13 protein-coding genes and 1 riboswitch are annotated in these 21,978 nt (G+C 49.7%); all 13 genes read left to right on the forward strand.

The genetic code is table 11. From position 1 onward, the window contains the following. The first annotated feature begins 78 nt into the window (after positions 1 to 78). The 13 genes from cobN (B9A14_RS02015) (at position 79) to B9A14_RS02075 (ending at position 21,913) form a co-directional block, all read left to right on the forward strand. Positions 79 to 3,894 (forward strand): cobaltochelatase subunit CobN, encoded by a 3,816-nt coding sequence (gene cobN / locus B9A14_RS02015; RefSeq protein WP_084663521.1) that lies wholly within the window; start codon positions 79 to 81, stop codon positions 3,892 to 3,894. Positions 3,895 to 3,937: 43 nt separating this feature from the next. Next, entirely contained in the window at positions 3,938 to 5,005 is a 1,068-nt protein-coding gene (locus B9A14_RS02020) for a radical SAM/SPASM domain-containing protein (protein WP_084663523.1), read from the forward strand. Between the two features lie 147 nt (positions 5,006 to 5,152). After that, positions 5,153 to 5,348, forward strand: a riboswitch (cobalamin riboswitch). A 165-nt stretch (positions 5,349 to 5,513) separates the two neighbouring features. Next, complete coding sequence (locus B9A14_RS02025) at positions 5,514 to 6,707, forward strand: ABC transporter substrate-binding protein (RefSeq protein WP_084663525.1); 1,194 nt, start codon at positions 5,514 to 5,516, stop codon at positions 6,705 to 6,707. 61 nt (positions 6,708 to 6,768) lie between these two features. Further along, positions 6,769 to 7,797 (forward strand): FecCD family ABC transporter permease, encoded by a 1,029-nt coding sequence (locus B9A14_RS02030; RefSeq protein WP_197686548.1) that lies wholly within the window; start codon positions 6,769 to 6,771, stop codon positions 7,795 to 7,797. Next, a complete protein-coding gene (locus B9A14_RS02035; RefSeq protein ID WP_084663527.1) occupies positions 7,794 to 9,107 on the forward strand; it encodes an ABC transporter ATP-binding protein in 1,314 nt (437 codons plus the stop codon). The genes B9A14_RS02030 and B9A14_RS02035 overlap by 4 nt, the downstream gene beginning before the upstream one ends. Further along, positions 9,094 to 10,146, forward strand: a complete 1,053-nt coding sequence (locus B9A14_RS02040) for an adenosylcobinamide amidohydrolase (protein WP_084663529.1) — start codon at positions 9,094 to 9,096, stop codon at positions 10,144 to 10,146. Before B9A14_RS02035 ends, B9A14_RS02040 begins: the two co-directional genes overlap by 14 nt. Positions 10,147 to 10,399: 253 nt before the next feature. Then, complete coding sequence (locus B9A14_RS02045; protein ID WP_084663531.1) at positions 10,400 to 12,433, forward strand: putative cobaltochelatase; 2,034 nt, start codon at positions 10,400 to 10,402, stop codon at positions 12,431 to 12,433. Positions 12,434 to 12,553: 120 nt separating this feature from the next. Beyond that, positions 12,554 to 13,579: a magnesium chelatase ATPase subunit I gene (locus B9A14_RS02050; protein ID WP_084663533.1), complete on the forward strand. Its 1,026-nt coding sequence runs from the start codon at positions 12,554 to 12,556 to the stop codon at positions 13,577 to 13,579. Positions 13,580 to 13,803: 224 nt separating this feature from the next. Beyond that, on the forward strand, positions 13,804 to 17,658 hold the full coding sequence (gene cobN / locus B9A14_RS02055) for a cobaltochelatase subunit CobN (RefSeq protein WP_084663535.1): 3,855 nt from the start codon (positions 13,804 to 13,806) through the stop codon (positions 17,656 to 17,658). A gap of 152 nt (positions 17,659 to 17,810) precedes the next feature. Further along, a complete protein-coding gene (locus B9A14_RS02060; RefSeq protein ID WP_084663537.1) occupies positions 17,811 to 18,872 on the forward strand; it encodes an ABC transporter substrate-binding protein in 1,062 nt (353 codons plus the stop codon). Positions 18,873 to 18,901: 29 nt separating this feature from the next. Then, on the forward strand, positions 18,902 to 19,948 hold the full coding sequence (locus tag B9A14_RS02065; protein ID WP_084663539.1) for an ABC transporter substrate-binding protein: 1,047 nt from the start codon (positions 18,902 to 18,904) through the stop codon (positions 19,946 to 19,948). Between the two features lie 53 nt (positions 19,949 to 20,001). Further along, on the forward strand, positions 20,002 to 21,114 hold the full coding sequence (locus B9A14_RS02070) for a FecCD family ABC transporter permease (protein ID WP_084663540.1): 1,113 nt from the start codon (positions 20,002 to 20,004) through the stop codon (positions 21,112 to 21,114). Positions 21,115 to 21,130: 16 nt separating this feature from the next. After that, the gene (locus B9A14_RS02075; protein ID WP_084663542.1) at positions 21,131 to 21,913 is read left to right on the forward strand and encodes an ABC transporter ATP-binding protein; all 783 of its coding nucleotides are present in this window, start codon (positions 21,131 to 21,133) and stop codon (positions 21,911 to 21,913) included. The last annotated feature ends 65 nt before the right edge of the window (positions 21,914 to 21,978 follow it).

Consider the following 21,978-nt stretch of genomic DNA (forward strand, 5'->3'; position numbering starts at 1 on the left):
GGGAGCGGGGAAAGACATCCTCCACCAAGGTAGGTGGAGGATTTTTTTCTGCGCTTTTAAATTAGAGGGGGAGGCTTAATGGGGTTTAAAATATGCTTTTATACAGCCATTGAAGGGGAATTAGGTGTTTTAAGCCGGGCTGTCCTAAAGGTACAGCAGGATTATGGCCAGATAGTAGAAGTTAGGGCTTTTTCTCACCGGGGAGAAGGTGGAGAGTCGACCAGGCAAATTTGTCAATTAGCCTGTGGTGTTGATCTCATTATTGTGCACCTCATGGGGGGGCCAGATTCCCTGCCCGGGCTTCAAGATCTGGTACAACTAGCCAGGGGGAATAACCTTCCCTTGGCTGTAGTACCTTCCGTGGGAGACGACAGCCAACTTCTTCTTTCTTTAAGCAATATGGAACCTGAGGATTACCGCCAGGTGCGACTTTATATCGCTTATGGTGGGGAAGAAAACCTTAAAAACCTTCTTCTTTGGGCGGCTAGCCGTTATGGTGGCGTAGAAGTGGTGGCAGCCGAACCCCGTCCCCTACCGTGGGAGGGTTTTTACCATCCGGACTACCCGGATCCAGAGAGGGCGGCCGCTTACCTAAAGGAGAAACTTAAAGAAAATAGGCCAGTAATAGGGATTCTTTTCTACCAGAGTTCTTGGGTAGCGGGTAATACAGCCTTTATCGATGAACTCGTTCGGCAAATAGAAAAACGGAATGGAGTGGCTCTTCCAGTCTTCCTTTACGCCACCAGAAATGATGAATTAGGTAGCCACGGCTTGGCCTGGGTACTAGAAAATTATTTCATGCAGGACGGCCTTCCAGTAGTAGATGTAGTGGTCAATACCCTCATGTTTTCCCAGACCATGGCTACACCTACTTTTAGCCGGGTAGGAGAAAAAGGGTTATACGAGCGGCTGGGCGTGCCCCTGATTAAAGCTATCGTTTCCTTAACACCTTATGAGGAGTGGGAAAAAAGCCAGCAGGGCCTGGGTCCCCTAGACGTAGTTATTAGCGTGGCTTTACCTGAGTTTGACGGGAACCTAATCAGCGTGCCTATAGCTACCCGGGAAGAGAGCGGGGAGGATCCTTTAACTGGGGCTGTCCTTACTAGGTATGTACCCATCCCCCAGCGGATAAATAAAGTGGCCTCCCTGGCCTTGCGCTGGGCCTGGCTCCGGCGCAAACCCAACCGGGATAAAAGGGTGGCTATTATCCTCCATAATTACCCACCGCGCAACGACCGGATAGGTTGCGCCTTTGGTCTAGATACTCCAGCCAGCGTGCACCGTCTGCTGGTAGCCATGCGGGCGGCCGGTTACCGGGTGGAGGACTTACCGCCGGATGGAGCAGCCCTTATGGAGAGGATTTTGTCCGGGTTGACCAATGAGCGGGGCTGGCTGGACCCGCGAGAACTGGACCAGCGAGCAGAGGCCCGGGTGGAAGCGGAAACCTACCAGGAGTGGTTTAATAGTTTCCCGGATCCTGCCCGAAAGCGTTTAAGCCGGGATTGGGGAGAGCCGCCAGGTGAGGTTTTTACCTATCAAGGCCACCTCCTTATCCCAGGCATTCTCTTAGGAAATGTTTTTATAGGCATCCAGCCACCCCGGGGGTTTTTGGAGGACCCAGCTACCATTTATCACAGCCCGGATCTGGCTCCCCCTCACCATTACCTGGCCTATTATCGCTGGCTGCGGGACGTATTTCAGGCGGATATGGTTTTTCATATTGGGAAACACGGTTCTCTGGAATGGTTGCCAGGGAAAGGGATAGGTTTGTCTGAAGCTTGCTTCCCCGACCTAGCCATAGGCGACCTGCCCCATGTCTATCCCTATATTATCAACAACCCTGGTGAAGGTACCCAGGCTAAAAGGCGGACCCATGCTTGTATCATTGACCATCTTCCGCCTATCATGACGCGGGCTGAAACCTATGATGAATTGGCTGAAATAGAAATACTGGTAAAGGAATACCACACGGCCAAAACCTTAGATTATAGCAAGCTTCCTACCCTCCGAAACTTGATCTGGCAAAAGGTAGAAGCTGCTAAACTGGAGTATGACTTAGGCCTTAAGAGGGAAGAGGCAGAAGCTAACTGGGAAAGCTTTCTGGAACGCCTTCACTCCTACCTTTATGAGGTTAAAGATAGCCTTATCAGGGATGGTCTCCATATTCTAGGACAACCACCTCAAGGTAAGGCTCTGGTGGAAATGCTTCTTTCTTTAACGCGCTTTCCCAACGGTGAACTTCCTTCCTTACGGGAGCGACTAGCTTCTTTAAAGGGGTACGATTTTAGAAAACTTCTTGAACAGCCCGGATACTTTGACCCTCAAAAGGGACGTACTTATGCAGAGGTCCTAGACGAAATAGAGGAGCTGAGTCGGAAGTTTATTGAAGGCTTATCAGATTCCGGTTTTAATAAGGAAGCCCTCTCCCGGATTACAGAAGAGTTATTGGGTTGCCAGGATGAAGAGATAGAACGTTTAGGCATTTATATTTGTTCTAGCCTGGTGCCAGCCCTAAAAGCCACGGAGCAAGAAATCGGTAATTGTATAAGGGCTCTGGAAGGAGGCTTTATCCCTCCCGGCCCTTCCGGCGCTCCTACCCGCGGTATGGCGGATATTCTTCCTACAGGGCGCAACTTCTATTCCCTAGACCCCCAGGCCATACCCACACGTGCGGCTTGGGAAGTGGGGAAGAAGTTGGCGGAGGCCTTGCTTGAACGTTATCTAAAGGAGATGGGGGCTTACCCCCAGAGTGTAGGTATGGTCATCTGGGCCACCAGCACCATGCGTACTGGCGGTGAGGATATAGCGCAGGCCCTATATTTATTGGGGGTACGGCCGGTATGGGAGGAAAAAAGCGGGCGGATAAAGGGCCTGGCTGTTATACCCTTGGAAGAACTGGGGCGTCCGAGGGTGGATGTAGTTATACGAGCTTCTGGCCTCTTCCGGGATGCTTTCTTAAACGTTATTCATCTGCTGGACCGGGCGGTGGAGATGGTAGCCGGGCTCAATGAGCCGGAGGATATGAATTTCGTTGCCGCCCATGTACAGGCTGAAGTGGCGGCCCAAATAGCAGCTGGAGTAGAAGAAGAACGAGCGTGGGAACAGGCTCTATGGCGCATTTTTAGCGATGCTCCTGGTACCTATGGAGCGGGCGTGAGCACATTGATTGCAGCCAAAAATTGGAAAGATGTTCGAGACTTAGGGGAAGTTTATATTACCTGGGGTGGATATGCTTACAGCCGCCGTGCATATGGCCAGGAAGCTAAAGAAACTTTCCGCCGTCGCCTCATAACGGTAGAAGCCACAATAAAAAATGAGGATACGCGGGAGATCGACATGTTTGACAGCGATGACTTCTATTCTTACCATGGCGGCATGGTGGCTGCAGTCAAAGCCGTAAAAGGAGTGGCTCCTATATCCTTTAGCGGTGACAGCAGTGACCCCAGGCGGGTACGGGTGCGCACTCTAGAGGAGGAAACAAGGCATATCTTCCGTTCTCGGGTACTAAATCCCAAATGGATAGAAAGCATGAAGCGTCACGGGTACAAGGGTGCTGCGGATTTCGCTTCTTTGGTAGAAGTTTCCTTTGGTTGGGATGCTACAGCGGAAGTCTTAGATGACTGGCTTTATGAAGCCTTAGCTCAAAAGTATGCCCTGGACCCAGATATGCAAGAATGGTTTAAAAAAGTTAACCCTTGGGCGCTCCAGACCATCACGGCCCAGCTTTTGGAAGCTATCGAACGCGGAATGTGGCAGGCTCGATCTGATATGGTGACGGCCTTAAAAGAACTGTACCTGGAGATAGAAGGAGAACTAGAGGCTAAAACAGAAGGACAATCTACATTAGAGATATCCAGTTTGCCAGTAGGTACCAGTAGAGAAGGAAAATGGTAAAGAGACAAATTATTAAAGAAAAAGTTGGGGAAATGGGTATTCCATGGAAGAGATCAAATTGTTGATCTTGCGCGTTACCGATGCCTGCAATTTATACTGTAGTTACTGTTATGCCCGGGGAGGAGAAAGCAAGAAAAATATGTCCTGGGAAGTGGCTAAACAGGCCGTAGATTATGTGGCTGCTAGGGCTTCCTCATTTAAGATCCAATTTTCGGGTGGTGAACCCTTGCTCAATTTTTCCCTTATTAAAAAAATAATCTCTTATGTTAGGGAGCAAGGCCTAAAAGCTACTTTCCAGCTTCAGACCAATGGAACTTTACTTACCCCAGGCCTTGTTCGGGAGTTAAAAAGGTTGGGCCTCTCCTTAGGTGTAAGTCTTGACGGTATGCCAGAAGTAAATGATTCTTTGCGACCCTTTGTAGGAGGCCGGGGTTCTACCTTGGCTACTATTCAGGGTTTAAGAAATTTGGCTGCCGAAGGGATTAAAGTAGGCCTCACCGTTGTTTTAACCAGAAGGAGTACAGAAGAGCTTCCTAGGCTAGTGGAATTATGTGCTTATCTGGGGAATATTTATGGTTTATCCTTGGATTTAGTACGGCCGTTGGGGAGAGCCCAAGATAATGAAATTCTACCTCCCGATGAAGAACTTCTTCGTCAGAAGCTTAGGGCTACTTTAAGACGGGCGCAGGAAATAAGCTCTTTAGGTGGGCCAGTTATACGGTTCCGGGAAGTTGAACGTATAAAGTACTTGTTAACCCATGGCTATAGACGCCTATATTACTGTTATGGTACTACAGGCCAGTCCTTGGCTATACTACCTGATGGTAGTGTTTATCCTTGTGCCTCTTTGAGCGAGTTACCGGATTTTTACTTGGGTAACATTATGGACCCCCATTTTTCCCTGCTACAGGCAGTCAAGGGGAAGCCGTGGTGGCAGCGGAAGGTCGAAAATATGGAAGGCTGCCGGGACTGCCCGGATAAACTCCTTTGTGGTGGAGGGTGTCTAGCCCGCGCTTATGCTTATACTGGACGGGTGGATAGGCCTTACCGGGGAGATTGTGTATTAAGGAAGGTCTTTATAGAATGGGCCTTACTCAGTGCTCAACGGTAATGAGCCTTCTTAAGTCGTTTCGCTGGTTACCTCGAATATCTTTCTCTACTATAGATATGGACAACTTATAAACTCTACTATAGATATGGACAACTTATAAATACCCATGCTAAACTATACTCGAATAGTTGGATATTAAAATTAAATAGCCTGTAGGAGGTAACGGGTGCCCTTAACCTTTAAAGGGTAGGGGTTAAAAGGGAAGCCGGTGAGAATCCGGCGCGGTCCCGCCACTGTGAAGGGGAGGGGCCTTACATTTAGGTCACTGGGGTTTTAAGCCCTGGGAAGACGTAAGGTTCCGGTGAACCTGAGCCAGGAAACCTGCCCGTTGACCTTTAACTTACCAACCTACGCGGATAGGGAGGTGGTTATTTTATGCCCGATTCCAGTCCCCCACTCCGGGTAGGGGGACTTTTTAGTTTGGCCAATGCAAACCTGGCTTTTCTTGATGTTTAAAGGATGGGTGGCTCTAGATTTAAATCACTATTGATTAGGAGGGTTCATAGTTATGATTAATCCCTGCGGATTTAATGATAAATTTATCCGGAAGCCTAAGCCCCAATTTCCCCATAGATTAAATTTGTTTCTCCTCTCTTTCTATATTTTACTTATTACATTTTTCGCCTTAAGTTTTTTAAACGGTTGTGGAACAAAGAAAGAAGCTTCTGCTCCGGTGGAAGCGTTAAATCTTAAGTATGCCACCGGATTCAAAATAGAAAAGCTACCTGGGGGATATCAAAAGATTACTGATGGCGAAAGCCGGACTTTACTTCTAGTGCCTCAAGGGAAGAAGCCGCCGGCCGAGTATAAGGATTTGCCGGCGATATATACGCCGGTTAAGCGGGTAGCGGTGTTTTCCACTACAGATGCCGCCTTGCTTAAGGCGCTGGGGGAACTGGATAGTATTGTAGGAGTAACCAGTAAAAAGGAAGAGTGGTACATCGATAAAGTTAAAGAGGGCCTCGAACGAGGTACTATCACTTATCTTGGAAGCTCTATGGCTCCAGATTATGAAAAAATAAAGGCCTTAAAGCCGGAGGTTGTTTTTATCTACACGGGAGCTATGGGAGGTTCGGAAATTGTAAAAAAACTGGATGAGCTAGGTATACCTTATGCCGTAAACAATAGCTGGTTAGAGAAGGAGCCCCTAGGGAGGCTAGAATGGATTAAATTTATGGCTGCATTTTACAACAAGGGCCAAGAAGCCGAAAGTTATTTTGAAGATGCAGTTAAAAAGGTAGAAAGCCTAAAAGGAAAGGTTGGTTCTGGACAGCGGCCGAAGGTGGTGTGGGGAAGCATCTTCAAGGGTAAGGTATATGTACCCGCGGGTGGTTCCTATGTAGCCAGGATGATCGATTTAGCAGGGGGCGATTATGTCTTTAAAGATCTAGAAGCTGATAAGGGAGGTAGTGTCACCATTAGCCTGGAAGAATTTTATGCCCGGAGTAAGGAGGCCGATATCTTTATTTATGCTAGTAGCCCCAATTACGGAATTTCTTCCCTGGAAAAACTTGTACAGCAGGGTCCGGTGCTAGCGGATATAAAACCTGTGAAAGAAAATAAAGTTTGGGCTTTCCAGCCTTGGTACTATCAGTCCTTGGATAAAACCGCTGAGCAGATAGAGGATCTAGCCGCCATCTTACATCCTGCAAGTTTTGCTGGCTACCAGATCAAGCACTTCTTGCTGCTACCACCTAAATGAACTTAAACAAATAAATGGTAGGACTTAAGCTCATAAGCCTTTTCTTAAGGCGGGATGGCGATTGCGAAGCTTTATTAACCCATGGCTTAAATACTGGTTTATTTTTCTAGCCTTTGTGGGCCTCTTGTGCCTTATCTTTTTTTTAAATATCGCGCTGGGTTCAGTTTCTATATCCTTGGGAGAAGTGGTCCGCATCCTTGGAGAGGGGCCAACGGGAAAGGGGGTAAATACAGCCGTAATCTGGGAAATCAGGTTTCCCCGGACGCTAGGTGTTATCATTGGGGGAGCCTCCTTGGCTACCAGCGGCCTACTCCTCCAGGTATTTTTCCGCAATCCTATAGTGGAGCCCTATGTCCTAGGGGTTTCGTCTGGTGCCACCCTGATGGTAGCCTTAACTATGCTTACTAGCCTTTCCCTAGGGATGACTAGGTTTTCCCCTTTGTTTTTAAGCGGAGCAGCTTTGACGGGTGCTTTGGGGGTCATGGTGCTAGTTATGATCCTGGCTGCGCGGGTTCAAAACATAATAACCCTTTTAGTTACTGGTCTTATGATGGGCTACCTGTGTAGTGCAATAACTACCATCCTAGTTGCCCTGGCCGAAAAAGAAAGGCTACATGGTTTCGTGTTATGGACTTTGGGGAGTTTTTCGGGTTTTACTTGGCAACAGGTCTACCTTCTGGTGATGGTTGCCGTCCCTTTGTTAGCCTTTTCATTTTTTCTAGGTAAACCCTTAAATGCCTTTTTATTAGGAGAAAACTACGCCCGCAGTATGGGAGTAAGTATCAAGGCTTTACGGGTAACCATAGTAGTCTTAGCTAGCTCCCTCACAGGTGCTGTTACTGCCTTTGCTGGGCCGGTGGCCTTTATCGGCCTGGCTGTTCCCCATCTGGCCAGGCTTCTCTTAGGCAGCTCCGATAACAGAATCCTTCTCCCTGCTGTAGTTTTACTTGGCGCAGTAGTTACTAGCCTCTGTGATTTGCTGGCCAGATCAATACTTAGCCCTGTAGAATTACCCGTAAGCGCCCTGACTTCTTTTTTCGGCGCACCTCTAATAGTAAGCCTTTTGCTTAAAAGGAGGACGGCTTTATGAAGGTGCTGGAGGCTAAGGAGCTGGCTATTGGCTACAGGGATCGTAAGGTAGTGGAGGGGGTAAATTTTAAAGCCTTTAAGGGTCAGTTTATCTGCCTTTTAGGACCTAACGGGTCGGGGAAATCTACCCTCCTCCGCTGCCTGGCCGGGTTACTGGCTCCCCAGAAAGGGGCGGTCTATCTTAAAGGCCAAAGCTTATACCACTTCCTAGCTAAGGATCTGGCTAAACATATGGCCGTAGTTCTGACAGAGCGCGTATCAGTAGAATTATTGAGAGTCTTTGATCTGGTAGCCATGGGGCGCTATCCCTATACCGGAATCTGGGGCCGGCTTAAGGAAGAAGATAATAAAAAGGTATGGGAAGCCTTAAACTTAGTCCATGCCCAGGACCTAGCCTTTCGATATTTTGGTGAGTTAAGCGATGGGGAAAAACAGAAAGTATTGTTAGCCCGGGCCCTGGCCCAGGATCCTGAACTGATTATCTTAGATGAACCGACCACCCATTTAGATGTACGTCACCGTCTGGAAGTCACTTCTATTTTACGTCACCTGTCCGGGGAAAAGGGTATTACCATAATCGCTTCTTTGCATGATCTAGATCTCGCCCTTAAAACCTGTGAGTTAGCCATACTAGTTAAAAATGGAAAAATTTTGGCTTGGGGGCCCCCGGAAGAAATTTTAACAGAGAACATAATAGCCGAGCTATATGATATTAAGGATGCTTGTTTTAATGAATACCTGGGAAGCCTGGAGTTAAAAGCAAGGGGCCATCCCGAAATATACGTATTCGGTGGAGGAGGAAGGGCGGCTACGTTGTATCGCATTCTGGCCAAGAGGGGGTTTGGTATCCTTACGGGGGTAATTCACGAAAATGATATTGATTACTATATCGCCCGAGCTATAGGGGCTACCATTATAAGTGAGAGGCCCTTCGAGGAAATAAGTTTAGAGGCCTTTAAAAAGGCGAGCAAGCTTTTGGAGCGGGTAAGTTGGGTGGTGGATGCTGGGTACCCCGTGGGGTTATTAAATAGGCGAAATTTAGAACTCCTTCGCCAGGCTGTGGCCAGGGGCAAAGAAGTTTATACTTTACGATCTCAGAAGGAGGCCTTTAATCTTTATGGAAACCTAGCTCAAGGATTTATTTACTGTTCTAACTGGAAAAACCTAATAGATTATTTCTGTAAGCCCCAGGAGAGGCCTAGGCAGGAGGCCTGGGCAGAGGTTAACCAGGCTTCGCCTTGTGCAAGTGTAGGAAGGGGCAGAGTTATACCTAAAGCAGATAGGGAGGAAGCAGGCCATGCTCCCGTATAAGATTGAGAAGGACACCCTTATTGTCCATTTCCCTGGCCCCCGCCGGGTAGTAAGCACAGCGAGATTTAACGGTGGATACCGTGAGGATTTAAAAGCTATATTCAACCATCACATTCCCGCAGATAGACATGATCCTTCCACCTTACCAGGGGGGAGCCTCCAGGGCTATTTTGATTATCTGGTAGATACATTAGGGCTTTCCCGGGAACATACAGCGGGGTTGTTTACAGCAGCTCATATGGAAAATGCTGCTGTCAAAACTATAAGCTTTCGAGAGTTAGAAGTTAGCGCCATAGTTACTGCCGGGGTAGATGTGAACGGAGGCCGGGCTGGAGATCCAGCGCGGTATTATGAAATCGATGGCCAGTGGATTTTTACCCCCGGGACCATTAACATCATTCTACTTATCGAAGGAAACCTTCCTCCCCCTACCCTGGTACGTACGCTAATTACAGCTACGGAAGCCAAGGCTGCCGCCCTTCAGGAGCTTATGGCCCCCAGCCGTTATTCCCGGGGCATTGCTACCGGATCAGGGACTGATCAAATAATTGCGGTAGCTAATCCTCAATCCCCTTATATGTTTTCTGATGCTGGTAAGCATTCCAAATTGGGAGAACTGATAGGTGTAGCGGTAAAGGAGGCCGTCAAGGAAGCGCTGGAGAAGGAAACTGGGCTAAATCCAGAGCGCCAGTGCAGCTTCTTGGTAAGACTTGAGCGGTATGGGTGGCGAGCGGAAGATTTCTGGCGCCAGGCTGTCCGGGAAGGGTTTAATCTTAACCGGGACCAGTACCTAAAATGTTTGGTTCAGATAGAAAAAGATCCGGCCTTGGTAGCTTTGGCGGCAGGCTTAATTCATTTGTGTGACGAATACGAATGGGGGCTTTTACCGGCTGAAACTGTGCTGGAGGCAGGCTATAAGTTTATCCAGGGCTACCTGGGAGGACCAGGAGACCTTCTCCTTTCTAGAGAAAAGGATCCGGTAACTTGTTTAGGAAAGTGGTTTATAAGCTTGGTGAATAAAGTAATAGGCGATGGATAGAGTATATGAAGCTACAAAAGCCTGAACCCTTAACAAGGGAACTGAACTAAGTGTTCCATTAAGGGTCAGCAGAACGCTGTTAAGGATTACCCTAAAAGAAGGAGGAAATAGGCGTAGTATGGAGAATTAAAAGAATACATATTACAGGCCACGGAGGCCTCGGGGTCCCCTGGGAGGGGGAGGGGTCAGAGTGGCCTTAATTTTTCCCTAGGAGATCTAAATCCTTTGGCTAACGGAGGAAATAAGAGGTATTATGCCGGCCTACCGACGTTATGTTTATCCCTTTACTGCCCTTATAGGCCAGGACAAGATGAAGTTAGCCCTTATCCTTAATGTTATCAACCCCCGGATAGGCGGGGTACTAGTGCGGGGTGAAAAAGGGACGGGCAAGTCCACGGCGGTGAGGGCCTTAGCTAATCTCTTGCCGGAAATTGAGGTGGTGGCCGGGTGCCCCTGCAACTGTGATCCCCGGGATACCTGCAGACTTTGCCCCTTTTGCCAGGAACGCCGGGCAGCAGGGGAGACTTTGGCCTCTATTACCCGCCCGGTTCCCGTAGTGGATCTTCCCGTTTCAGCCACCGAGGACCGGGTGGTAGGCTCCCTTGACATGGAATATGCCCTCCGCCAGGGCCGGCGACGCTTTGAACCGGGGATTTTAGCCCAGGCTAACCGGGGTTTCCTTTATGTAGATGAAGTTAACCTCCTGGATGATCATCTGGTAGACATATTGCTCGATGTAGCTGCTTCAGGGGTCAATGTGGTAGAGCGTGAGGGTATAGCCTTTGTCCACCCTGCTCGGTTTGTCTTGGTAGGCACCATGAACCCTGAGGAAGGGGAACTACGGCCCCAATTTTTGGATCGCTTCGGCCTCTGTGTACCGGTGGAGGGAATAACTGACCTTAAGGATAGAGTGGCCATCCTCCAAAGAAGGGAAGCCTTTGATAACGATCCCTTAGGTTTTCTAGCTTCTTTCGCCGAGCAAGAACAAGAGATGCGGGAAAGAATCAAAAAAGCTTGTGCCCTCTTACCGCAGGTTACCTTGCCCCCACCGGTACTAGCCCTTATTGCGGAACTTGTGGAAGAAGCTAAAGCGGCCGGGCAGCGGGCGGAGATCACTATGGCGGAAGCTGCCCGGGCTCTAGCCGCCTGGGAGGGGCGCGGGGTAGTAGAAGCTAAAGATGTAGAAAGGGTGGCTGATCTCGTTTTATACCACCGGCGGCGTAAAATAATGCCACCGCAGGAAAGGGAAGAACTCCAGAACCCCTCGCCTCCCTCTACAGATGATGGGGGAGAGCCCAAGGAAAATGAAACGGGGCCATCCTCAAGCCAGGAGAACTCTAGCTGGGAGGTCTCAAGCACTAAAAGGACGGAAGAATCTTTAACTACAGAAGAAACTCAGGAGGAAGGAAAGATAGAGAAGCTTCCTTCACCCGGCCGGGAAACAGTTTTTAGCATGGGTGAACCCTTCCCGGTAAAGCGGATCGAATACCAGCGGGACCGCAAATTACGCCGAGGCTCTGGTCGGCGCTCGCGGACCAGGACTCCCACCAAGCTTGGCCGTTATGTTCGGGCTACCCTATGGCGCGGTGGACAGGATCTAGCCTTTGATGCCACCTTACGGGCTGCTGCACCTTACCAAAACGTAAGGCCAAGGAATGGGCTAGCTCTGGCGATTGAAAGTTCTGACCTACGGGAAAAAGTGCGGGAGAGGCGCATCGGGAATTTCCTGTTGTTTGTAGTGGATGCTTCGGGATCTATGGGTGCTGAGCAGCGCATGGTGGCAGCCAAGGGGGCTATACTTTCTCTACTTATAGATGCCTACCAGAAGCGGGACCGGGTAGGCATGGTAGCCTTTAAGGGGGAAAAGGCTGAAGTTTTATTGCCTCCCACCAACAGCGTAGAGCTGGCCGAAAAGCGCCTGGCCGAGCTTCCTACCGGGGGACGTACTCCCCTGGCTGCTGGGTTATGGAAAGCCTATGAAGTATTACGCGCTCACTTGCTTAAAGATCCTTACCTGGCACCCATGATGATAATTGTCTCTGACGGCAGGGCTAATGTGAGCCTGACAGGAGGCAAGCCCTGGGAAGATGTCCAGCGGGTAGCCGGGGTTATCCGGGAGGAAAGAAGGATAAAAACCTTGGTAATAGATGTAGAAAAAGAGGGATACCTTTCCTTTGGCCTAGCCCGAAAGTTAGCGGAAGGGCTTGAAGCGCAGTATTACAAAATCGAAGATTTGAAGGCTGATATCCTAGTTAAAGCCATCCGGTCCTTTAAAGGTAGTTCATAAAGCTAGGATTGGTGTCTTCCAACACCCAGTACCGCGAAGAAAACCTCCTTAAAGTGGTTTGGTACGACCAAGGTTAGCGCTAATTTTGGTCTTTCTAAGAGATGGGGAGGAAGGCAATTTATGGAGAGATACGTTTATCCCTTTACTGCCATAGTGGGGCAAGATTTAATGAAAAAGGCCCTGCTTTTAAATGCTATTAATCCCAAGCTTTCTGGGGTGCTTATCCGGGGGGAGAAGGGTACTGCCAAATCTACGGCGGTCAGGGCCTTAGCCCAGCTCCTACCTGAAATAGAGGTGGTGGCTGATTGTCCCTTCAGTTGTGATCCCGAGGACCCCACTGCCATGTGCGAGGGCTGCCGACAGCGTCTAGATAATGGGGAGAAGCTTCCCCGTTTAAGAAGAAAGATGCGGGTGGTGGATTTGCCAGTTTCCGCTACTGAGGACCGGGTAGTGGGAACTCTGGACGTGGAGCACGCTATAAAAAGGGGTGAAAAGCGTTTTGAACCAGGGATTTTAGCTTTGGCTAACCGGGGTATCCTTTACGTAGACGAAGTTAACCTTCTGGACGATCACCTGGTAGACGTTTTGCTGGATGCGGCGGCCATGGGAGTTAACATTGTCGAGCGCGAAGGGGTATCCTTCATTCATCCGGCCCAGTTTATTTTAATCGGTACTATGAACCCGGAAGAAGGGGAACTTAGGCCACAGCTCCTGGACCGCTTTGGCTTATGTGTAAACATTACAGGGGTTACAGATCCGGCTTTAAGGGTAGAAATTGTAAAGCGCCGGGCGGCCTTTGAAGATGACCCGGCTGGTTTCCTTTTAGCTTGGGAAGAGGAGCAGCGGAAATTACAAGAAAAGATTGTGCAAGCCCGCCTGCTTTTACCCCAAGTCTATATTCCTGAGGAAATGCTTCTTTTAATAGCCCGGACAGCTATTGAGATGGGAGTAGATGGGCATCGGGCGGACCTCGTTATGATGAAGGCGGCTAAGACCCATGCTGCCCTAGAGGGGCGTACACAAGTGACTGAAGAGGACATCCGGGAAACTGCCGAACTGGCCCTGATCCACCGCATGCGGCGCCAGCCTTTCCAGGACTTAAGGTTAGATTATGAGAAGCTAGCGGGGATTTTAGGGAGTAGATAGACCATGGGGTCATAGGAGGAAGTAAAAAAAACAGGGCGAATAATATTTTATTAAAATAAAGGTGGCCGGAGCCACCGGGGTGAGTATAGAGAGCTATCTTTGGTAGCTTAAGTATGTGTGTGGCTTGAATCTTAAAGGAAGGCCACGGAGGCCTTAACTCCTGCCAAGGAGGACAGGTTTTTTCGTGGCCTTTACTTTTTCTTTTTAGCGGGGTGGAAAAAGCCATGCGGAAAATCACCGCCATTGTATGGCACAGTTACGCTACCACCATGCGCAGGGCAGCGGCCAAGGTACAGGATCGCCTTAAAGTAAAGGTATATTCTGCCCGCAACTTGCAAGAAGGAAAAGAAGATCTAAAGATGGCCCAGGCGGACTTGGCCGCTTCTGATCTCGTCTTCCTTTACCGTTCTACAGGGGAAACCATTTGGGAAGAACTGGAGGGTTTCCTCCGGGAGCTCAACCGGCCGGTGGTCTCTTTAGCCCATGACCCCTCCTTATGGTCCCTTTCTACAGTGCCTGCAGAAACTGTAGCCAAGGGGTATGAGTACATTGTACAAAATGGGGAAGAAAATTTCGCTCGCCTCTTTATTTACCTCGCCGCCACGGTTCTAGGTGCCCCCTTTAAGGTGGAGGAACCGTTGATTTACCCCTGGGACGGAATTTATCACCCTGAGGCCCCTTTCTATTTTTCTTCCATAGAAGATTATCTGGCCTGGTATAAGCGCGAATCTCCCTTAGTGGGCATTCTCTTCGCCCGCAACCACTGGGTGAATAGAAACCTAGAGGTAGAGGATGCCCTTATTCGAGCGTTAGAGGCCCGGGGCTTAGGCGTTGTTCCAGTTTTCTGTTACCCCCTCAAAGATGAAAGCCTGGGCACCAAGGGTGCGGGGGAGATAGTTAGGGAGTTTTTCTTAGAATCTCCCGGCCGGAGCCGTATAAGGGCTCTCCTTAAGCTTATTTCCTTTTTCTTAACAGCCCGGGCCCGCACAGATGAGGTAATTAAGGAAGGGGTCGCGGCCTCTGGTGTTAATATCCTAAAGGAACTAGGGGTTCCCGTTTTCCAGCCTGTTATTTCCTTTTATAAGACCATTGAGGAATGGTTGGCCGATCCCCAGGGATTAAACCAGGACATCTCCTGGAGCATAGCTTTACCTGAATTTGAAGGGGTTATCGAGCCTATATTTTTGGGTGGGGCCCAGAGGGAAGGAGAGCTGGAAGTAAGACAGCCGGTGCTGGAACGGGTGGAGCGCCTAGCTGATCGTGTGGCCAAATGGATAAATTTACAAGAGAAACCAGTGGAGAAAAGGCGTGTGGCTTTTATCCTACATAACAACCCTTGCGCTTCTGTAGAGGCCACGGTAGGCGGGGGTGCTAATCTGGATACTTTAGAGAGCGTGGCCAGGATTTTAAAGCGGATGCAAGAAGAGGGTTACCGGGTGGAAGCACCAGCGAGCGGCAAGGAATTAATCGATACCATAATGGAACGTAAAGCTATTTCTGAGTTCCGCTGGACTACTGTGGAAGAGATCGTTTCTAAAGGCGGAGCATTAAAGCTTATGACTGTGGAAGAGTACCGAGAGTGGTTCGATAAGCTCTCCCCCCGGGTGAAGGAACGGGTTATCCAGGCCTGGGGTACCCCGCCGGGAGAACCTAAGAATGGTGTACCTGCGGCCATGGTCTACCAGGGTAAGATTGTTATAACTGGAGTTAGGTATGGCAACGCCGTGGTGTGTGTACAGCCCAAGCGGGGATGCGCCGGTGCCCGCTGTGATGGACAGGTCTGCAAGATTCTCCATGACCCAGACCTCCCGCCTCCCCATCAATACTTGGCTACTTACCGTTTTCTAGAGCGGGACTTTGGGGCGGATGTAATTGTACATGTAGGTACCCACGGTAACCTAGAGTTTTTACCCGGCAAGGGAGTGGGCCTTTCCAGGGAATGTTATCCTGATCTGGCCATCGGCACTCTCCCCCACCTTTACATTTATAATGCGGATAACCCGCCGGAGGGAACCATCGCCAAAAGGAGAAGCTACGCCACCCTAGTAGACCACATGCAGACGGTGATGACTGGGGGCGGACTTTACGACGAGTTGGCCGAGCTGGAGCGGTATCTGGAGGAGTACGAAAAGGCCAAGGTAGCCGATCCGGCCCGGGCCCATACCCTAGAACATTTAATTATTAAAGAGATCCAAAAGACCAACCTGGATAAACAAATCCCTGTGGAAGACGGCCATGGGAACTTCGCCGCCATAGCTGAAAAGGCCCATGCTGTGCTCTCAGTTGTCCGCAACACGCAAATCCAGGACGGCCAGCACATCTTTGGTGAGCTACCGCAAGGAGAGCGGCGCATAGAGTTCATTAACTCTATCTTGCGCTTTGACGTGGGGGAAAAGGTTTCTTTGCGCCGGGCCGTGGCCAAGCTTATGGATCTGGATCTGGCCGAGCTTTTGGCTGACCAGGGGAGGTTTTCCTTACGCTTTGGCAAATCCTACGGCGCTCTTCTGGAAGAAGTTGAGACGGCGGCTAAGGCCTTTATTGGCCGTTTCCTAAAAGGCCAGGAAGTGGACCCCGCCTTTGCCCAGGAGGTCTTAGGGGATAAGTTCCTCTGCCCTGAGGCTTTGGCGGAAGTAAACGCCCTTTTGCCTCGGGTGTTGGATTTGAACCAGCGCATTGAAGCCTCCGAGGAGATAGAATCCCTTTTGGCCGGCTTTGATGGCAAGTATATTCCTGCTGGCCCCTCGGGGCTTATCACCAGGGGGCGGGATGATGTTCTACCCACGGGAAGGAATTTTTATTCCCTCGACCCCTACCGGGTGCCTACCCGCGCGGCCTGGGAAGTAGGCAAGCGCCTAGCGGAGAAGATCCTGGAAAAACACCTGGCCGAAGAGGGCCGTTACCCAGAGAACATTGCCCTTTACTGGATGGCTAACGACATTATGTGGGCAGATGGTGAAGGCTTAGGGCAAATGTTCTACCTTTTGGGTGTGCGGCCCAAGTGGCTGCCCAACGGCCGGGTGGCGGGTATCGAGGTTATTCCGCTAGAAGAGCTGGGGCGTCCGCGCATTGACCTGACCGTACGGGTTTCTGGTATCACCCGGGATAACTTCCCCAATTGTATAGAGCTTTTGGATGAGGCTATCCAGCTTGTGGCAGCTCTAGAGGAGCCCCTAGAACAGAATTACGTGCGCAAGCACACGTTAGAGCAACTGAACGGCCAGAAGGACCCGCAGGCCTTTAGAGAGGCCACCTTCCGCATCTTTGCTTCCAAGCCAGGTACTTACCAGGCGGGGGTAAACCTGGCCGTTTACGCTTCGGCCTGGAAGGATGAAAAAGACCTGGCGGACATCTTCCTTTACTGGAACGGCTATGCTTACGGCAAGGGCGTCTTTGGGAAAGAGGCCTTCCGCCAGCTTAAGGCTAGCCTTAAGACTGTAGACATTACCTACAATAAGGTGGTCACCGACGAATACGACCTGTTTGGCTGCTGTTGCTATTTCGGTACCCACGGCGGTATGACTGCTGCTGCCCGGGTGGCTTCTGGTAAAGAGGTGAAGACCTACTACGGCGACACTAGGGAGCCCGAGCACGTGGAAGTGCGGACCTTGGCAGAGGAAATTCGGCGGGTGGTACGTACCAAATTACTCAATCCTAAGTGGATCGAAGGCCAGAAGAGGCACGGCTACAAGGGCGCCGGAGACATTTCCAAGAGAATCGGACGGGTCTTCGGTTGGGAAGCTACTACCCAGGAAGTGGATGACTGGATCTTTGATGATATTACCCGGACCTTTGTGTTAAATGAGGAAAACCGTCGCTTCTTTGAAGAGCACAATCCTTGGGCTTTGGAGGAAATCGCTCGCAGGCTATTGGAGGCCCACCAGCGGGGCCTGTGGAACGCCGACCCCGAGGTGCTGGAGGGCTTAAAAGAATATTACCTGGAGATTGAAGGATGGCTAGAGGAGAAGATGGGCGAAGTTAAAGGCGACTTCCAGGGAGGCGCTATTGACATCCTCACCGCTGAAGAGGTAGCCGATTGGGGAGCTAAAATGCGGGAGATTAAAGAAAAATTAGGGAGGTAGAGGAAAGTGACTAGAAGCTACCGACTTCACCCAAGCGGCAGCTCTTCAAAAGAAGGCCTTGCAGAATCAGGTTCTAGGGCAGACAGTAACAAGCTTTTGAGCAGCCACAAGAGTTGTGCGGCAGCAAATTTAAATTTTGAGGGGGTTGGGTGATGCAGTTAAAAAAGAGTGCTTTTGCAAGTTTTATCATTGTTGCTATTATGCTTGTTGTTTGGCTGACTGGATGCGGACAGCAAAAAGAAAAACCAGAAACCGCTGGGATTGTGATTACCGACGCTGCAGGGAAAACTATTAGCCTATCCCGACCGTTGCAGCGGGTAGTGATATTGACCCCTTCCATTGCTGAAGCCATGCGCCTTTTAAAAGTGCCGGATGAAGCAATAGTGGGCGTAAGCGATAACGTGCAGAATATGCCATTCTTGGGCCTAAAGAACAAGCCCCTGGTAGGTAAATGGACTCAGCCAAATGTGGAAAAAATAGCGGAGCTTAAGCCAGAGGCGGTGCTTACCTATGGCAAATATCCGTCTAAAGAAGTAAGGGATAAGATTGAGGCCCTAGGGATTAAGGTAATTGGCGTAGATTTCTACTATCTGGATAAATACGATGAGGATTTTCTCCGGGTGGCCAAAGTCTTTGGTAAAGAAGCAAGAGCACAGCAGTTTCTACAGTGGAAAAACCAACATCTAGCAACTATTGAGAAGCGTCTGGCCGGGAGCAAAAATAAACCGGGGATACTATGCCTTTGGACAACTTACTTTACTAAAGGAACTTGGAAAACTTTTGCCCCGGGTTCTTCCTACGACCAAGCAATAAATTTAGCCGGAGGGATCAACCTGGCCAGCGAACTCCCTGCTTCGCCGGAAACACCGGAAGTAAGTGGGGAGTGGGTACTCAGTAAAAATCCTGAAGCTCTGGTGATGGTTTATACTAGCGATGGTCTGGGCTACAACATACAAGATCTAAATAAGGTTAAAGAGCTGGAGAAAGAGGTAAAGAAGAATCCCGTGCTAAGCAAAACCAAAGCGGTAGAAAATAAAAAAGTTTACTTTTTAAATATCTCAGGTCTGGGTAGGTTTGTGGAGGTTATTTACCTGGCCAAGTGGCTTCATCCTGAACATTTCCAGGATGTTAATCCCGAACAAATTTTAAAGGAATACTTCGAGAAGTGGCTTGAGGTGCCTTTTAAAGGCAAATGGGCTTATCCCGAGCCCTAAAGTTTTGAGGAAGGGAGTGTTTTTAAAAAGTGAAAACCCGGAGGATTTTAGGATTAGCAATTGGTTTAGTGCTTATTTTATCGACCTTAACAGGTTGCGTTCAAAAACAGACGGCACAGCCAGCCAAGGGAAAAATTACCATCACCGACTCTTTAGGCCGGCAGGTAGAAGTTCCCTGCCCACCCCAGCGCATAGTCTCCGTCAACAGCGATGTCTCGGAGGTGATCTGTGCCCTGGGAGCTCAAGATAAAATTGTAGGGGTAGCTGATACTGCTGACTTCCCACCACTTATTAAAGACAAGGCCAAAGTGGGACAGGCTTTTACCCCTAGCGTGGAAAAGATTTTAGAACTTAAGCCGGATATTGTTTTTGGCTACGGAAAGTTCCTCAAATCCGAATTGGCTCAAAAGATCGAGGCTGCCGGCATACCTTTAGTTTACCTGGACTGTTACAAAGTAAAAACCATGGCTCAGGACATAAAAACCCTGGGCCAGATCCTGGGTAGGGAAAAAGAAGCCGCGGAATATGTAGCCCTGTTTGAAAACTCCTTAAAGCAGGTTACGGAACGTGTAAAAGACCTTAAGCCCGAGGAGAAGGTACCTGTTTACCTGGAGGGCTATACTGATTATAGTGCCAACGGACCCGGTTCCGGCGGGGCGGAGATGCTGGAATTGGTTGGTGGGAAAAATATTGCAGCGCATGAGTCTGTCCCTTACCCTACGGTTAGCCCGGAGTGGGTAGTGAGCAAAAACCCGCAGGTTATTATTAAAGCTGCTAGCAGCCGTGTTAAACATGGCTATGGGGCTCCTGAGGAAGGGATGAAGAAAATGCGGGAGCAGATTATTTCCCGTCCCGGCTGGCAGCAGATCCGGGCCGTAAAAGAGGGCCGGGTTTACGTCATCTCTAGTGAAATTTACACTGGCCCACGAGCGTCGGTGGGTATAGCTTACTTTGCCAAGTGGCTTTATCCAAAGCTTTTTGCCGACCTTGATCCTGAGGCTATCCATAAAGAATTTTTAAGCCGGTTTCACGGGTTAGAATTAAAAGGAACCTGGGTTTATCCGCAAGCTCGTTAATTTGGATAAATTCCTCTTGGGGTAGTTTTAACCAGAGAGGAGCTCAACGGGTTATGGACCTACTGGGCCAAGTACATGGCCTTGCGGAAGAGAATTTACTAGCTATTAGAAAGGCTTATTCCCGTCATACTGGTCGCAAGGTGTTTTTTCTCATTATTTTGCTGGGCGTGCTTGTGGGAAGTATACTTTTTTCCACGGCTTTAGGAGCTGCCGGGATAAGTGTAAGGGATGTGGGGAGGGCTATCCTCTCCCATTGGGGCCTAAAGACTTTCCCAGAAAATGAGCTGGCGGAAACAGTGGTCTGGCAGCTCCGCCTTCCCCGCGCTTTTCTGGCTGTCCTTACGGGGATGAGCTTAGCCGGTGCCGGGGCAGTAATGCAGGGGGTTTTACGCAACCCCCTGGTCTCTCCTTATACGTTAGGTCTTTCTAGCGGAGCAGCCTTTGGAGCGGCCATGGCCATTGTACTGGGGACAGGTTTACTGGGCGGGAGCTATTTGACTCTTTCCAAGTGGCTGATCGTTACCAACGCCTTTATTTTCGGGGCTTTGACCATGGTTTTGGCCTTTTGTTTAGCTGCCCTTAAGGGGTTAGCCCCAGAGGTGTTGGTGCTGGGAGGGGTAGCTGTTGGCTATCTCTTTCAGGCTGGCGTCTCCCTTTTAAAGTACATTTCCAACCATGAGGCCTTAAGGGAACTGGTAGTGTGGTTGATGGGAGGGTTTTGGGGAGCGAACTGGCAGACTGTAGGGGTGCTAGCGCCCATAGTTTTGGGTTCTATTTTGGGGCTCCTCTACTTTGCCTGGGACTTAAACGTGCTGGGGGCTGGGGAAGAAGTGGCAGCAAACCTAGGGGTAAATGTAAAGCGGGTACGCTTTTTCACACTAGGGCTTTCTACCCTGGTCGCCTCGGCAGCAGTTGCCTTTACGGGGATTATTGGCTTTATAGGCTTGGTTTCGCCCCATATCTGCCGCCTGCTCATTGGCAGCGACAACCGGTTTCTTATACCATCTTCCTGCTTGATGGGGGCAGTGCTGTTGCTTCTTTCCGATACCCTGGCCCGGACTATTATAGCGCCTACTGAGTTACCAGTGGGAATCATTACTGCTTTTATTGGCGCGCCGTTTTTTATCTACTTGCTGGTTAAGAAGAAGAGACAGTGGTGGGGGTAGTAGGAGGGACTTGGGGGTGCGCCTTCAAGTAAAAGGGGTTTGTTTTTCCTACGGGAGTGTAGCGGTTTTGGAAGACGTGACTTTTAAAGTGGAACCTGGAGAGGTCTTAGGAATTGTAGGCCCCAACGGTTCCGGGAAGAGTACTCTTTTGCGGCTCTTGGCCAGGGTCTTACGGCCTCGCCTGGGAACCATATTTCTGGATGGGAAAAGCCTGGCTAACTTGCGTGGCCGGGAGGTAGGGCGTTATCTAGGCTATGTGCCTCCACCGGGTAACGGGCAGGCCTTTTCCTGTACAGTTTTAGAGGCAGTTCTCCAGGGACGCAGGCCCCACCTTACCTGGGGAGTGAGCCAGCGGGATCTGGCTGTGGTTTCCCAGGCTCTAGCCTACTTAGGGTTAACTGGCATGGAGGATCGGCAGCTCCATGAGCTTTCCAGCGGTCAGAGACAGAAGGTGTTTATTGCCCGTGCCCTGGCCCAGGAACCGGAGGTTTTTCTCCTGGATGAGCCAACGGCTACGCTGGATGTGCGCTATCAGCTGGAAGTCCTGGCGCTTATGCGGGAACTAGCCAAAAGCTATGGCCGGGTAGTAATAGTTGTTCTACATGATTTAAATCTAGCTGGCCGCTATACTGATCGTTTACTTCTTTTATACCAGGGATGTATTTTTGCGGCTGGGGTACCTAAGGCCGTATTAACACCAGAAAATATCAAAATGGTCTATGGTATAGAAGCAGCAGTAAATGAATCGCCTTGGGGTTTGCAAGTGATACCGGTTGCACCAGTTAACTACTTAAAATAGTGGCCGATAACCATCTAAAGCAGGGGCCTTTAAAAGAAGGGATTTAGAGTTTTTAAGTAGAATAC

The organism is Thermanaeromonas toyohensis ToBE (genome assembly GCF_900176005.1).
Taxonomy (GTDB): domain Bacteria; phylum Bacillota; class DSM-521; order Neomoorellales; family Neomoorellaceae; genus Thermanaeromonas; species Thermanaeromonas toyohensis.